Origin of the sequence: Mycobacterium sp. (assembly GCF_965229105.1) — a bacterium.
Taxonomy (GTDB): domain Bacteria; phylum Actinomycetota; class Actinomycetes; order Mycobacteriales; family Mycobacteriaceae; genus Mycobacterium.
This window is the reverse complement of the sequence record NZ_OZ245858.1, coordinates 3,788,163-3,804,779: the sequence shown is the minus strand read 5'-3', so window position 1 is coordinate 3,804,779 and position 16,617 is coordinate 3,788,163. Positions and strand designations below refer to the sequence as shown.

Here is a 16,617-nt window from a genome sequence, read left to right as displayed (position 1 = left end):
GCTAATTGGCGAAAATCAGGAGTCCGTATGCCCCTCGTGCTTGTACAAAATGAACGAAGCGCCGCCGCTATCACTTATGATGACCGGCTTGGGGCAAGCTACGAATTCCCGAAGAAATATCAGAAACTCGTGCAGCCTGGTGAGTCCTTCGTCTACTACCGAGGCAAACGGCCTGCAGCTGGCGGCATTCAGGTTCCGCATTATTTCGGTATCGGTATCGTCGGAGCGATAACGCCCACCGATGACGGACGGATGCGGTGCAAGATCACAAGCTATCGAACTTTTCGCGCGAATGTGCCCTTCAAACAAGACGGACGGTATCTAGAACCGGGTGCGAACGGACGGCTTCCGAAGGACGTTGGCCTGCACTTCCGGACCGGTGTGCGCACAATCGATCAGACCGCCTTCGACGAGATCCTGGCCGTTGCCGGACTTGATGAACAATCAACCATGAAGGTCGCCCTAAAGACATCTCGACAGACATCCTCATCCGGCCCCGGGGAGAGCACCACGGACAGCCTCTACGAATTAGGGATCGCGCTCGCGACGTGGGAAGCCAAGGCACAATGGCCCTCGGCCACAATCTTTCGTGCACCGGCGGGCCAGTACTTCTCACTTATCATTCGCCAAGCTGATGGCCAAAAGCACCACATAGCGGTGAAGGCTACTGAGGACGTGGAACCTCGCTTAAAGCTGTCCAGCGGGGAAATCGCTTATGCGGCAACCCATGCAACCGCATACTCATTGTGGGTCTTCTACGCGATCGACCTTGAGACCGGTACCGGCAAGCTGATTAAGCGCAAGGGCCGGATCACCGACGACGACATTGACCTTGCGGCCGCAGTCCACGGAGGACGGCTCAAGAACGTCAAGTCCGGCAAGGACGTCGGACCTATTCCCGGCTGAGTAACGGCGAGAGATCGCCAGTCCAGAAAAGCGCGAGTCGCTCGCGGGCTCGCGACCCCGCCACGTAAAGCACCCGGAGCAGCTTCTTTTCTTCCTGCTCGCGCTCGTCGCCCTGCTTATGCTGTAAGTAGTGGGGCGGAAACGACTTCGAGCCCAAACGGGCCATCAATACTCCGCGGTACTCCAGGCCCTTGGCGCGATGCATAGTCATGACGCGAACAACGTCGCCAAGCTTCTCTTCCTTTGTGCTCTCGTTCACCACCGCGGCCGCGACGTCAGCTGCCTCTAGCGACTCGCAGATCTCACGAACGTCATTCTTCTCAAACGTGAAAACTGCGATGTCAGACCGTGAATATCCGTCGGCAACCCACTGCTCGATCTTTCCGACGATCCCCTTGTCCTCGTCCGACTTCGACTTGAAACCAAGCGATTCGGGCTCTGGGCCACCAAACACGGAACGAGCGCCGGCCAGAGTGTCCGATGAGGTATCCAGATCGTCGGCCTCTGCGTCTGCAATGCGTAGGCACCACCGAAGAATTTCGCGGCTGGTCCGATAATTCACCGTAAGACGGCGTGCCCGGCCACGAGTTTCTATCCCGAACCGGGATAGTGGCGCAGGCTTGCCGTAGATCCGCTGGTGCGCATCGCCGACGATGAACAGGTCATCGGTGCCCGTTGCAACCAAGGCCCGCAACAGCTTCCAGTGAGCGGGGTGAAGGTCTTGGGCTTCGTCTATCACTGCATGGCGATATCCGAACTGGTCCCTCAAAGCAGGGTCGGATTCGAGGTTCGCGGCGGCGCGGGCGGCCAGCTCTGTGAACGTTGTCTGGCCTTGGGCGCGCATCAGTAACTGGAACTGTTCAATGGCCAGCCATACATTAGCGCGCTGGGGGCGACTCAGACGCTGTGACCGACCACTACGGGCCACCCTGAGGTACTCAGCTTCATCCGCTAATCCATTACCTAGGACAACCTGCGACCACTCATCACTCAGGAAACCAGGATCCCAATCGCCTTTTGTTGCCTGCGCTGCAGTGCGCCACAGCGGCTCCAGTTGATAGTCGAACACGACCTTTGACGAGTTCACAAACTTCCTGCCGCTATCAGTTGCCGCAACGACTGTTCTGGCCAGTGAGTCCAGATTGACGACGTGAACGCGGTTGGTGACGGACGGTCCTGCCAGCTGGATCAGTTGCCCCTCAATCGTCTGCGCAAGGTTGCGGGTGAAAGTGGTGAACAGGATCTTGACCTTCGGATCAGCACCAGTCTCGTCGAGGCGCCGTCCGAGGAATCGAGCGCGGTGGATCGCGGTGACTGTCTTCCCGGTGCCTGCGCCACCAGTGACGCGAAAGGGCCCGTTCCATCCTTCGTGAGTTGCGAGCTTGCGTTGCAACGGATGTAGCCAGACCCGCCACTTCGCGAACTCCCCCTCCAGGACGGCGCGCAGTTCGTCTTCGCTATCGCCTTCAACAGCGGTAAAACTCAGCCGAGACAGAGGGCGTTTGAGCGCTGCCTCAAAGTCATCGATGTCGATCGGGCCGGGCTCTTCGATGACAAGGTCGTTCCACACGTCCTGAGGGTCCTTGCCGAAGGCAAGGTCGAGGACCGCGTTGCCTTGCGAACCAGGCAACGCTTCGACGACCTTCTGCAGAGCGTCCTCTGTCGTGATCTGCTTCAATTCCGCCGCTACCTCAGATGCCACACCGAAGCGCTCGAGGTCAGCTTTGCTCACGGAAGCGGGCATCAATGGGTCGGCGCTACCGCCAGCGTGGATCCCTGCTCGCGCTTTGTCCATGGCCTCGCCCAGGGCGATCGGGTCGTATAGCTCTGCAGCGCCGGTCTTTCCGTTGACCTGCAGCGTCAATGTCTCGGCGAACTTGTAGGCGTCGTCGTGCTTCTTGACTGCCACGAGATATAGCCGACCACTGTCGTCATCGGCACCCGCATTGACAAGTACCGCGCGATAGTTGTCGGTCACGCGTGCGGTACGGACGTGCTTGCCGGCAGCACCTTTCGGGCGCTTGAAGTCCAATCCGGTCGCGTCGGAGTCCTGTTGCAGCTTCATGATGAAGTTCAGGACCCGACTTTTGATGCTCCCATCGAGCTCGTCATACGAGTTCTGAAAGAGATCGTGGATCTCCACCTTCGTCTTCATATCCGGCCTCCAACCTGCTCGCTCAGAATGGTCGCGAGCGATTCAACGTCTGTCGCCTGCTGTGCATGAATGACTTTCCAACCCTCGGCTTCCAGCCAGGCTTCTCGATCGACTTCTTCGTCGACCACCACCGCAACTTTGACTGCGGGCCAGGCGAGTTCGATCTGCCACACCGAACTGTCCGGGCCGATTTCGATCCCCGGTTCAGGCACCGCCGTTCCCTGTCGGGCGAGCGTGGACACAAGAGGTGCGAGGCTATTATCCGAATACTGGAGAACTTCTTCCCACTCACTCGGCATCGCGAATGCGATATCGACATTGCCGGACCCCACCACGCTCAGCGGAACATGGACTCCACCAAAGGCGTCTGCTGACTTCCTCGTCCAGACTTCAGCCATACGCAGAGGCATCGACTCGCCATGCCGCGGCACCGTCAGGAACTGAAGGACGTTTGACCAGCGCAGCCAGTCACGCCACTGTGCGGAATGTTTCGGCCCACCGACCTCAGAATCTCGGTCATCCAGGACGGCCAACACTCCAGTGGTTGGTTCGAAATTCGCCGGATCGGCACAGATGAAAAGCGGGAGACCGCTCCGGCCCACACGTGGCACAACCATCAACGCACCGTTCGGCTCGGAATCCGGCGGAGTCCCGGCCAAGCTTTCTCGGAGCGCATGAGCCAGCGTCGACGGCCTGGTGAGGATCGGCGGACCCGCGCCATGCTTGCCGGGCGGGTTGACCAGACCTAGCACTGTTGCGAACGACCCTCGTGACCACAGGTCTGATTCCGGGTCGGATAGATACTCGATCAGCATGTCGATAGGGTTCTGCCACAACGTCTTCAAGCGGACGTCTTGAACACTGTCACTGGCCGTGTTCTGAACCTGCTGATGAACGAGATCAGGCAGTGCAGCCTTCACTTTGTCAGAAGCAAATGCCTGCACATCGTCCCACGTTATGGACCAGACGCGCTTTCCGTCCCGTCGCAAAGCATCGCGCTTGACCGCGTCATCGTCAGTGATGTTGTTCTCAGGGCTTGCGTGGAACTTCTGCCCGTCCAGATAGATCGCGACATCGAGGTCCTGCGCATCACTACGTGTCAGTAAGAAGTCAGGCTCTGTCCATACTGACGCCTTGACCCCTACCAACGGTCTCATCCGCCATCGCCGGACCCCACCGTCATGTCCAGCGAGCCGCAGATCGACTTCCTCGCCCGTCGATCCGTTCGCGGTCTCTACCGAACAACCGGGTCGGTTGGCGACATGTTGCTTGAGCGCCTCGCGAAACTGCATCTCTAATTCGCTGAGCTGCACTGGGGCGATGTCGATGCCCGTGACTGTTGCGATTTCTTCGACGTCCCACTCCCCGAGGAAATCGTCGAGCAGTTTCAACGCCGACTCCCGCGACGCAAACGCCATCTCCCGCGGCGACACAACACCGTAAAGACAGCGATGACACGCGGCTGTGCCCTCGGTACGGCAAGGACACTCCCGCAATGCAGTGCGAGCAAGTTCGAGGATTGCCTTCATGCGGTCGGGCTCACCGAACCGGTCGAGATAACCCGTGCCACCGGGGACGGTGTCGTGCAAGACCAGGAATCTCCGCGTGACCGAACCGTCACTCATGCTGGACGCAAGCACGTTGAGATGCTGCGGGTCCCCACCGAAGTCCCGCCGAAGTCCCAGTAGCAGAGCGCCTTTGAAGGACACCTGTGTCGTCTCGAAGTGCAGCATCGACACAGGCAGCAACAGCCGGACCGCCTGCGTGCGAAGCTCGTGGGACAGCAGGAGGTTCTCCCACTGCTCGGCGGTACCGCGACGAGTTGAGCAGAAGCCGCGGTGCCGAACCTCGTCGGTATCGGCGGCCCGCCGCGCGACGACGCCACAATGTGCACAGGTGTTGAACCCGCCGGCGGCCAGGGTCTCCCCCGCGACGTCGATCTGGTTGCCCAGTACGTCACCCAAACCGAGGTTGAGCGTCCGTATGTTGGCCGACCGAGCGTACTCAGCGCCGAACACTCGCTCCTTCAGCCGCCACGCTTTCGCGATGTCGGAAGGCGCAATGTCCACTCCACTCACGGTGCTGAAGAAGGTGCGCGTTCGGTCATCAGACTCATCGTCGATCAAAACGTCGTCGAGCCGATGAACTGCCGATACCTTGTGCAGAACGAGCACTTTATGAATAGCGCCGGAGTCTGTGACTGCCGGGTTGTGGCATCTTGGACACGACTGGAGACTCGCCACCACGTCCGTGCTTCCCCAACCGCACGACGGGCATAGCGTCGTCCGTCGCCACGCAGGTTGGGTCGCGGGGCCCACGTCAACGGCGTCGATCTCGACCCGCTTGCCGCCTGCGTAGAAAAAAGCACCAGGCGCGAGTTCGGTGAGTGCGACTCTGCTGCTGCGCTCGTACGCAAGATCGAGTGCCTGCGGTTCCGAGGACTTGCCCTCGTTCGAGGTCCACCAGAGATGGACGTCAAGAGTCGTCGAGTCGTCGAGCAGATTGTAGTTCGGCAGCAAACCGACTCCGCTGAGACCGGTCAGAGTTTCTTGCTTTCCGCGCTCATACAGTTGGTCTGCCAGCGCCCTGGACTCGCCGGCGCATCGTTTGCGGTCCTCGACCTGTTTATCATCCAGATGCCCGTGTTTGTCCAGATCTGCGATGACCTTGGCCAGTTGGCTGAGGCGCCCGCGTATTTCGTCACCTTCGGTCTGCCACTTCAGCGCTACACGCGCGGCATCATCGCGCAGTCCCTCCGCGGCGTACATACGCATGTGTCCCTGGGCGTCGGCGCCGAGTTGGGTGCCGAATAAGTCGAGGAACTTCGCCGTCAGATTGTCAGCGTTCGTCGTCACCGCGTCGATAAGCGACCGCAGCCACTTACCGTCGTCCATTCCGCGATCAAGCGCAGCATCGAGCTTGGATGGCATCGGCTGAGCCAGCAGGACCTCTCCAGCGGCCAGGCGGTCGAGACAGAACGCGAAGTACTGGCGATGCAAGAGCTCAGTCGCGTTCAGGTAGGCGCCGGGGGGCATCACCTCGCCGGCGATCAGATGGGTGGGTTGCGCGAAGTAGTAAAGGTCCCGCGGGCTACTGGACACCGCGGCGAGGATGAACGCGTTGCCTGTGCTCCGGCCCGCACGTCCAATGCGCTGCAGATAGTTGGCGGTTGAGCGCGGCAGCGAGGCCAGCGCGACGGTGCTCAGGTCGCCGATGTCGATGCCCAACTCCAAGGTGGGTGTGCAGACGAGGATGTTCGGGTCGACTGGCGAGCGGCTGGACTTGAACCGGGCCTCGATCTCTTCCCGCTCCTCCCGCTCTAGCAAACCAGTGTGCTCCTGGCTGACGATGCGCCGGATGCGGTGGCTCTGATACATGGTCCGATAGAAGTTGGTCGGGTCCAGATCGACAGGTCGGAGATGACCGGTGCATCTCATTCGCGGACAGACCGCGCCGTCCCACAAGTGTGCCCGCGAGCTCGTTGAGGGCTGCAGATGATGACATACAGGACACTGGAGGCGGACGACGTCGTTTGGGTCGAGGATGATCTTGTCGGCAGTCAAACCGTAGACCTTGGAACCCTTTTCGCCTGTTCGCTGCTCCAGCGGCATATCCTTGCCGGCCATCAGACTTACGACGTCGGCCAACAGGGCTCTGGCTTCAGCGTTGCTGACCTGAAGGCAGCGCTTGGTCCAGTCGGTGAGCCAGGATTCGCCTCGCGGATTCAACGACTGGAAGTCAGTCTTTGCGGCAGCACCCGTGGTGTAGAACGACGGTGCCGGGCGGCCCCACGGGAACTTCGGCATCCCTTCGGCGCTACCGCCCCAGATTGACCATCGCTTGCCCTCTGCGTGAACGTAACTGGCCAACCAAGGGTGATGGATCCCGCCGTTGACCCGCAAATGCTCCAAGAGCCCGAAAATCCAGGTGGGATAGGCGATCACGTCCAGCGCCGAATCCAGGCTCAGCTGCGGCATGATTTGATGTGCCTCGCGCGTATTCTGCGCGACGGCGTCCAGGTCGACGTCGACGTCGACCGCGACTGCGCCGGTCAGTTCGAGTGTGCGGCCGATTCGGGAGTTCAAGCCAAATTCGAGTTGTGTTTGAAACGAGATGCGGTCGTTGAGAACGTGTTGCAGATGCCCGTCAAAGTCGTCCGTCAGCCACTCTCCGTCGAGGCCCAGACGCCTGACGAAGTCGGGTGGGGTGATCGGGTAGATATCGTCGACGGGTGTGTCCGCGAGCAGACGGCGTGCGGCCTCGGATAAAGACGTGCGTTCGCCACCCGACGCGCCAAGCAATTTCGAGCGGAAGTTGAACTGGAAGGCTCTGCCTTCGATGAACGACGCACGGTGGGCAGCGTCCTGGACTGAATCAGTGAAGACGAGAGTTTTCTTCTCCGACTCAGCCAATAGCGTCGATCCGAATTCGCCCGTGAGACCGACGCTTACCAGCGTGGCCAGACTCGATCCCATGAATCGGATTGCGTTCCGGGCGCCGCACGACGGACAGACTTGATCTGCCGCTTGGTCGTCATCGGGTGTCACGTGAACCGGCACGGCCGAATCGTCGGCAGTCGCGACGATCTCGAGCGTCTCAGCGTCGAGGTACTTGACATTCGCTTCTCCGGCGCTGGCGAGCAGGAGAACCCTGGTCTTGGATCGCGCGGAGGGCCGAGCGCTGTTGCGCCAGACAGCGACTGATTCGCCGGCCAAAGACTCACCAAGTTCCGTCGTGTTTGCGACCCAGCCCGAACGACCGCAGACCCTGCAGTGAGCGGCGGGCAGATAGCTATTGATGGCGGCAGGGCCGTCATGCCACCACGCAAAGTCCGGTGCCGAGCTCACCTTGCGGATCATCCGCGTCAGTTCACGCACCCATAGCTGAACCTGGACGCTGATCATCGGTCGTACGTTCCCCTGGCCGTCATCGACTTTGGCGACCGACAGCAGCGCGAGGAACTTCAACAGAGCCAGCTGCACTTCTTCTGGTCGAGACGAGTTGTGCATACCCCAGGGAAGGACGCCGGCTTGGGCGATCTGGACGACAGCCTCAGCTGGCCTCAGTGGCCGATCCTTGAGGGCGTCGATGACCACGCGGGTAAGGAAGTGGGTCCGAAGAACTTCACCGATTGCTACGGGGTTTCGATAGTCGATGACATTGCCGGAGTCTGAGTCTGCGTGCGGTTCGAGTACCGCACATGCCAGCGACTCCCATGAGCCAGGGACCGAAGCATCGGGCACTGCTGCGGCGAGGATGTCGTCGACCGACGGAATTTCCAATTCGTAGTTGACCTCTGGTACTACCTCGCCAGCAGATAGCGCAGTCTCGACGACCAAAGAATCTTGGTCGAACACGCTTCCGAAGATGGTCTCGGCGAATTGGCGTAACTCTGCCGACCGAGTACCGCCTCCGAGCGTCGCAGACGTAGCGACGGGTGTAATACGGCCTAGCGGCCGGCCAGCTTCGGCGACCCGGAGGCGGGCGCCGAGTCGACGAATCAGCATTGCGACGTCGGTGCCCTGCGCTCCGTCATAGGTGTGAAACTCGTCGAGTACGACGTATTGCATTGATGCAGTTGCGTTGTCCCACAGAGTGTTGTCGCCTTGGCGGAGCAGCAAGAGGTCAAGCATCTTGTAGTTGGTGAGCAAGATGTCCGGTGGGCTCTGTCGCAGGGTCTCGCGGTGATCGACCAACTGATACTTGTTGGAGAACTTGCGCTTACCTTCGCCGCCGATGTAGACGCCAGCCGTCACTTCGCCCAAAGCCGGGTCTTCGTGGAGATAGCCAGCAAGCCGGCGCGCCTGGTCCGTCACCAACGCGTTCATTGGGTAGAGAATGATCGCCTTGATCCCGCGCTCGCCGCGGGCTGTGGCGCGCCGTGCGTGATCAAGCAACGGCACCAAGAAAGACTCCGTCTTGCCTGACCCTGTCCCCGTCGTGACGATCGTCGGTTGCGCTGCCTTGCCCAAAGACGAGAGCCGATCAAAAGCCTCAGCTTGATGTTGAAAAGGTCTGAAGCCCTGAGGCATCCATTGCAGTGGCGACACCCAAGTGCCGTCGACCGGCTTGTATGGCGTCCGCACCTTCAAGTAAGGCCCCCGAAAGACACCCGACTCCGGGTCCCGAAGGAACTCCTCAAGCGCAGTTCGCGCCGCACCATCAGCGAGCGCGAACGTCGTCGACAGGTACTCGACGATCGAATCCCGCGTCTCCTCGGCTAGAAGAGAAGGGAACGTTGGATCACTCACGCCGACGCGAGCCTCTGCTCAAAGTCGGCATAGGCCGACCGCATCTCAGCTTCACGATCCGGTTTGTAGAACCAAGGATCGGCATGTGAATCATCTGGCGGGAACGGCGTGTAGCGGCTGAGAAGATCGCCCGAATCGCCCCCTCCCAAATAGGATTCGAGAAGCTTGAAATCCTCTTTCTGTTGCTCGACGCCACTCGCCTGGTGGTCTTTAGCGATCTTTGTGCCCCGCGAATCGAAGTACATTGAATACTCGTACTTTCTCAATACCGGGAACTGAGCACGGAACATGAGCGCCAAATGGTCCGCAGAAAGACCAAGCATCAGCGCCGCAAGCGCGTCGATCTCTACGAGCGCCGCCCGACGTTCGAAGTCTGTCCGCAAGGGCGTGGACATTACCCAAGAACTCGCGCGACCCTCGAATGAGGGCAGGTACGCATCGAATGCCGCCGTCCAAGTGTCTCGGCTGAATTCGGCCTGAAACAGGCTGCCCCAAAGCGGAGCGTAGTCGGCCGTCACGCAGTTCAAGAGCAGAGCGCGTAGAAGCAGGTGCGGCCATGCGGCATGAGCGACGGGGGCGGGGAATCGGTCGACGAGCTCGGCCTGAATGTCCGACTTACCACTTACTTTAACAAGATAGTCAAACGGCAGGGATGCCCAGAGGCCTGCAGTGAGAACAGTATTTCGAAGATCTTGCGGCGGCGAGTAATCCGACGCTTCTCTCGAATTTGGTGATCCCGACCGTGCGCACACCATAAGCGAATGGACGGTATGAACATGTGCGGGGCCGGGCGGGATAAGTGCCGCCTGCAAAGACCGCTCTAGAACTGGCTGCGTCATCCGGCGCCACACAACGCGCCAATAGCTGGTAGCTGGTTGACCATTCCATTGTGGTGCGTCTTCCTCATATCTCTTGCGATCACATGCGCGTTGATAGTTTGTGCGAGGGATCGCGTTTTCCGGCAGTTCCAGAAGGTTCCAGACGGAGTAGTCGCCCTTACTTTTGCAAAACTCGTTCGGTTCCTTCGCAAAAGGAGTAGCAACCGAAAAGTGCGGACCTTGGAGAATCGCTTCAGTCCAACTCGAGGGATACTTGGTTTCCCATTTTATATATCCATCCTTTTTTGCGTTCTTTTCATTCCAGAAGCTAGTCCATCTATATTGAAAATCGCTCATTCGATGTACCTGCTGGGCAAATACGGACAAGATCTCTAAGTGCTCGCGGGTGAATGGGCGAATTATGTGTGCCTGTTCAGCTGGTGTTCCGGGGGGGTCGAACAGAAGCGCCCATTGAGCCAATACAGACTCATCCACCACCGTCACCCTGGATGGATGAGGCCTGAAGTCCCATCCCCCCCAAGCATATTGGATTCCAGGTATCTCGTCACTCGCATCAACTACAAGCGATTGATCCGCGGTGTCGGGACTAAGCAATGAACACATCTGAACGAACTGAATAGATCGCGGCCCTGAATAGACGTGTATCCCATAGGTCTTCTGGTGTCCGACGTCTTCGAACAACATCAATTCGTTGACGAACTGCCAGTGCCTACGCAGGCGTTTGTAAGTCTGTGCCCGCAATAATCCAGCCTTCGGGTCCGACAAATGCCCTTCAGGATGAATCAGCCCAATTACACCATCTTGTGCCATATGCCGCCAGGTGGCCACCATAAAGTTCGTGTAGAAGTTTACTCGAACACCCGCGAGCAGGGGATGTTCGACAGGCGATCCTAACTGGCTGGCGAGCCCTGCCCAGGCGGCGAGATCGCTCAGATAACGGCCGGTGATGGAGGCTGATGCGAGAGTCTCATCGCGTCGACGATTGAAGATGCTTTCCGGAAGCGTCTCTTGCAACAGAAAGAATGGGTCGAATTCCGCAAGCGCAATGTCATCGCGCCAATCGGGCCGTACCCAGGGCGGATTTCCTACCTGCAGATCGAATCCGCCGCTTTGAAAGATATTGCCAAAGTCCAACTCCCAGTGGAAGAATCCTTGCTCCTCCGCGATTGTTCGAGCAACTCCCAGCCACCGCTGGCCTGAGACCAGCTGCCAAACTGGCCGCATACCGAAGAAATCGCGCTCAAGCTCGTCGACCTTGGATAACTGATCAAAACTATCGAGCGTCTCATGGAACATCACTTGGCCTTTTGCGGCCTGTTTCACCCCTGCGGCTCCAAGCAGTCCCTCCAGCGTCGATATCCATTCGTCGATCGACGGGGGCGTTGGCGCTAGGGGTGCATCGTCAGCAACGACCGAGTTGATCGGCCAGAAACAAAGTGCGCACCACGCGTCCATCGCAAGCCGTAGTCTCAGGTATGGCCCCTCTGGGTCGAGAAGCTCCGACTCGACTTCTTCTCGCGTGACTGCCGCAGCGATAGTCGGGAGATCTACTCCCCACACGTCGATCTGTCGGGAGATCTCTCGCTCGCTGATTTCAAGCCGACGAACCGTCAACTCCCATAGGCGCTCTACGCGGCGAGCGAGCGCTCGAAGACGGTCTAATTGCTTCGCGGACGGTTTCTTAGACACCTCCGTCCTCCACTTCTTCAGCGCCGCAGTTTGTTCGGACGCGAGCTCCTTTGCCTGCTTCGCGTCGGCGACCGCACCCCACCCGTCGGCGGGCAGCAGGAAGTGGTGGATCTCGCCTTCACCGATTGCGCCTGCGGACAGTGGGCGATCAACAGGAGGCGTCTTGAGCCAACTCTTCTTGGCCCTGCCGAGCGACGTAAAGTCGTACGTCGCCCGGCGCGCTCCGATAAGCGAGTTACCCCGTCGAAGGTGCAGGCCGAACCAGGGCGCCTGCAGTCCCCGGTGCATGACGTTGAGCCAGAGACTCACCTCCGCCAGTTCTACGGCGGTCGAGTTGAGGTCCACCCCGTACGCGCGGTGTAACGCAATGTAGGCCTTCACCTTCTGCAGTTCTGTCGTGTACGCCTCGGGGTCGATCCGCTCACCTAGCTCATCCTGACGACGACTCAAGTACTCAACGGCGAGCTGATTTATTGCTTCGTTGAGGAAGGCACCGCTGCCGAGCGCCGGCTCACAGATGCGGTACGCGAGGATTGCCTGCGCTTTGGTGTCCGGTGTGATCAGTTCGGCCAAAGCGTGTTTCACGACTGTTCTGGTGAGGACTTCTGGCGTGTAGTAGGAGGCGCTCCGTTGGCGGTCGCGGCCGCTGAGACGAAAGACGAAGCTTCCCTTGGAGTGTCGAACGATATCCCTGCGGCCGGTGAGCCGATCTTCGCGCCACACCAAGTCTTTTTCGTCGTAATCGCCGGATCGGGTTGAGGGCACCAACCAAGAGCCCCGGTCGGCGTTGCCGTCCTGCGCGACTTCGACCATGTCGTCCTGCGCAATGAGGCCGGAGTATGCCATCAGCCCCTCGTAGACCGCTCCAAGCTGATTGATGCCTAGCTGCGCGTAAGAGATGTAGCCGCGTTGCCTGTTCTTGTTCTTCGAGGGCTTTGACAGCAACAGCAGCGTAAGTACCTCTTGCAGCACTTGGTTGCTGAGCGTCGCTTCGTCGATCAGCGGCGTGCGCTTGCTGTCGAAGAGATCAGAGCGCATCGCTTCGAAGACGAGTCCATCACCGTCCGCGGTGTCGGCGTTATGTCCGTCGTTCACGAGACGGAAGAGCAGGTTCAGGGACACATGCAGATGATGTCCATCGGCTGATGTGCCAGTGAGTGGCACCTGGATGATCTCGCGAAGTCGGTCAAGTCCGTAGCCCGAGCCATATTCGGGGGCGCCGACGGGAAGAATCCCAAGTTCGGGCCTTGCCTCTGCGAAGAGCAAGAAGAGAATTCGGTAGAGGAAACGCAATGATTGGGTAGTGAGGTCACGGGGAAGCTCTGGGATGCCTTCTACCGGTTGGCCACTCGCTCGTCGCTGCGCAAGGACCTCGTTCGCGATCTTCTCAATCGAGATGCGCAGTCCTTCTCGCAGGTCCTCGCTGACGCCGACGGCGTGTTTCTCGGAATCCTCGGTGAAGGCGTCGAGGGTCGTCTTGCCGTCATCGTTCGGCAGTAGCACGTCGGCGGACCAAAGGCCTGCGTGAAACGCTAACTCCCCAGTGGCCTTATCGTCACGGCGGTCAAGGGCCGTTGCGACGTCGAAGGCGAGGTATCGCCCCTCAGACCATCGGGCAGCATCCGTAACCAGGACAGCCGAGCCCGCGACGACCAATAGATATCGAGGGGGGTCATCACTTACGAAAAGCTGAGTGATCGCCTTCGGCACCGCTGTAAGGGTCTCTGTTTCCTCACCTGTGACGCCCACGGTGATGGGAATTAACAAGTGGGCGTCGTGGCCAAGAAGTGCGTCGACCGAATCGACCGGTACGGCCTGCAGGATATGTAGAGCGTCCGCCGACGTGGGGCTGGAGAACCGTCCCAACAACGGCACATTGATCGGGGTGTCAGCCTGACTGGTTTCAAGAGCCACAGGAGTGGCGTCGAAACCGACTGCGCGCAGCAGTGTCTGGTGTGACTGCGTGACGAGTTGCGTGAACTCCTGATGCGTTCGTTCGGGCAGGGACCCAAGTTCCGTCAGGTACGCACCGTTCAGCGCCGCCAGTCCGCGAACCGGTGTCTCCTTGCCTTTGGTGGAGAGTTCCTTCCATGTCGCGGCCAGGTCTTTGAGCTTGGACGGGAAAACCTCGGCCAGCCAGTGCTCGGAGAGATAGTCGTTGACGTTCGCGATGGAATCGAACATGTTCATGCACCCACTCTTGGAACGATGACGGCGACGACGCGTACGAAGGGGTCTCCGGCGGCGGCCTGGGAGTCGATCAGGGCCAGCGATTGATCTGACGTCTCGGCGATGGTGAGCTTCGATCCGGTTCGACGCTTTGGATCGTCCACGATGCTCAACGCAGCTTGCTCCCAGTTGTGCAGGTTCTGCCGATAGTTGTCGACCCGCCGCAGAAGGTCAGCCTCGATGTCATCGCGCTTATCGCGGAGGTGTTGTGTGGCGACATCGACGGCCGCGGCGACTTGGTATTGCGCGCCGGCGTAGTCATCAGTCCTGAGCCCGGAGTTGGTGGCACCTTCGGTGATACCCGCTGCGTCGAGCGCTTCGTCGAAGTCACCGACTTCCGGGCGGTCCGGTAGTCCGCGAATGGCACCCCAATGAGCGATCGCCGGTCTGCCGAGCTCGTTGGCCCACACGGCTTGGGTCAGGTAGACAGGCGAGTCGACATCCCCACTCAACACAGGAATTGCGTTGCGCCCGAAGCGTGCAACGGCTCGTTCGGCGGCCCAATCGAGGACGGGGTGGATCGGCGCCAAGAAATGAACGTCGGGCCAGGCGGTGTCCTCCAAGGCCTGAGCTCGATCAAGCCTGGACTGTGCGTACTTCGCGCTGCCCGTCAGTCTGAGCCGCTTCTCAACGCCCTGTTCGGCAATGTAATCGCTCGGAAGGTCTCTGAACCGGGTGATCAAGTCGGGTGGCGGCGCAAACGCGATCAAATCCGTGTCGGCGTCACGATGAACGTCAAGCTTTTGCTCACCAATCTCGGCGGCAACGTCCGCGAGTTCGTCGATGAGGAAGTTGTCGTCGTCATCGAACAGCGAGTGTTCATCGACGGTCTCCGGGGTGGCGTCCGCTTCGTGCTGACCTCCCACCGCCATGATTGCAGCGAACGGGTTGAGGGCCTTAGGGGTCGGCTCGGGAACGACGTCGTCGAGGTCCTTGCCTCCACGGATGGCTTTCAACACAGCCTGCTCTTCGAGTTCCGCGTCATGCAGGTCGAGTAGGACTCCGGCGTCACCGAGAGCGCGGTTGGCCTCGTACTCTTTCTTGAGCAGTTTGGTGACGACCTTCAGGTCGCTGGTCACGCCATCCTCGCCGGCAAGCGCAAGTGCGCTGATCTCGGGAGCGTGCAATTGCCCATATCGGTCGATGCGGCCGTTGCGTTGTTGGATCCGGATGAAGGACCACGGGAGGTCATAGTGGACGAGGTGATGGCACTCGTGATGAAGGTTGAGACCCTCGGACGCCATGTCGGATGCCAGGAGGACTCGGATGTCGGAAGAGGCTTGACCGAAGCCGTTCACAATGTCTTGGACCGCGTCGTCTGGAAGCGTCGCATATAACGCGCGAACGGCACCTGCCGGCAGTTTCAGTCTTTTGGGAAGTTCCTGCTGTAGCCATGTCAGAGTGTCGATGCGCTCAGAGAAGACCACCACGCGCGTTGCTGAATTCTTCGAGATCCCGATGCTCTTGAGATAGTCGACCACCGTCACCAGCTTCGACGGGATACTCGCATCTGCCTTCTCGGCGAGTTCGTCGAGCCGCGCAAGCGCCTTGGTCTCCGGTACCGACGACTCGCCGATGGTTGTGAGTCGTCGTGCGATGCTCGACCGCAACGCTTTTGGTGAAGACAGGAACGCCTTGAATAGAGTCCACGGAAACAGCTGCCTACCCTGACCCGTCACCACGGATGCACCCTTTGGATGCAGCCACGTGTCTTCAAGTTCCCGAAGTACCTCGGCCTCGGCAGCCGTCGGCACGACTTCGATTACCTTTGGTTGATGGCGCTCTTTCCATTTATGAGCGACATCGATCTTCACGTCAGGCGAGTTGCGGTGGCGACGCACGTATAGATGCTCGATGTCCTTCGCCGCGTACTCGGTGCGGTCGACGATGGCAGTCGGGTCGAGGAGGTGTACCAACTCCGCGAAGGACTCGGGTTTACCGTTGTGGGGGGTTGCGCTGGCGAGGATCAGTGCATCCGTCTGTGCAGCAAGCAGTTTGGCCAGTTCGTTGTTCTGGGTGCCTCGGTTGATCAGGTTGTGGCACTCGTCGATCACGACCGCGTCCCACTTCTGATTCTTGAGATGATGCTTGTACCGAGCAGGGTTCTTCAAAGTGTCGATCGAGACGATCACTCGCTTGTAATAGCTGAAGGGGTTGCGCGAACTCGGCAACGTCTGCCGGACCTTCTGAATGCCACTGGAGTCCAGACGGATGAGCGGGATCGCGAAGCGCGTCCAAAGTTCTCGTTGAAACTGCTCGAGGACCGCACGCGGGGTGACGACAAGAATGCGTTCGCCACGGCCGCGACGAGTCAACTCCGACAGCAAGATCCCGATTTCAAGCGTTTTGCCTAGACCCACCGCATCACCAATGAGAATGCGTGGCCTGAGGTTCTGTAGTGCCTGCGACGCCGGACGTAGCTGATAGTCCATGCGGTCGAGTAATCCGCGGTGCCCGACGGTGATCCGCGTTTCGCTTGACGGCACGGGGCTGCCCCGCCTGATCGACTCCAGCCATAGGCGTGAGCTCCGGAAGCCTGCGGAGTCGT

General features: G+C 59.7%; 5 protein-coding genes. 1 reads left to right on the top strand and 4 read right to left on the bottom strand.

Annotation, left to right across the window (positions count from 1 at the left end; translation table 11 throughout):
• Positions 1-27 precede the first annotated feature (27 nt).
• Positions 28-906: a hypothetical protein gene (locus ADBZ9O_RS17670; protein WP_526524058.1), complete on the top strand. Its 879-nt coding sequence runs from the start codon at positions 28-30 to the stop codon at positions 904-906.
• Here the strand turns inward: ADBZ9O_RS17670 and ADBZ9O_RS17665 are convergent.
• From ADBZ9O_RS17665 to ADBZ9O_RS17650, 4 genes are read right to left on the bottom strand one after another with little or no spacing between them, the layout of a single operon-like run.
• Entirely contained in the window at positions 893-3,061 is a 2,169-nt protein-coding gene (locus ADBZ9O_RS17665; protein ID WP_526524056.1) for a UvrD-helicase domain-containing protein, read from the bottom strand. The two genes, ADBZ9O_RS17670 and ADBZ9O_RS17665, sit on opposite strands and share 14 nt — an antisense overlap.
• Positions 3,058-9,312, bottom strand: a complete 6,255-nt coding sequence (locus ADBZ9O_RS17660) for a DEAD/DEAH box helicase (RefSeq protein ID WP_526524054.1) — start codon at positions 9,310-9,312, stop codon at positions 3,058-3,060. Before ADBZ9O_RS17660 ends, ADBZ9O_RS17665 begins: the two co-directional genes overlap by 4 nt.
• A complete protein-coding gene (locus ADBZ9O_RS17655) occupies positions 9,309-14,030 on the bottom strand; it encodes an Eco57I restriction-modification methylase domain-containing protein (RefSeq protein ID WP_526524052.1) in 4,722 nt (1,573 codons plus the stop codon). The genes ADBZ9O_RS17660 and ADBZ9O_RS17655 overlap by 4 nt, the downstream gene beginning before the upstream one ends.
• Positions 14,027-16,501, bottom strand: a complete 2,475-nt coding sequence (locus ADBZ9O_RS17650) for a DEAD/DEAH box helicase (RefSeq protein WP_526524050.1) — start codon at positions 16,499-16,501, stop codon at positions 14,027-14,029. Before ADBZ9O_RS17650 ends, ADBZ9O_RS17655 begins: the two co-directional genes overlap by 4 nt.
• Between the last annotated feature and the right edge of the window lie 116 nt (positions 16,502-16,617).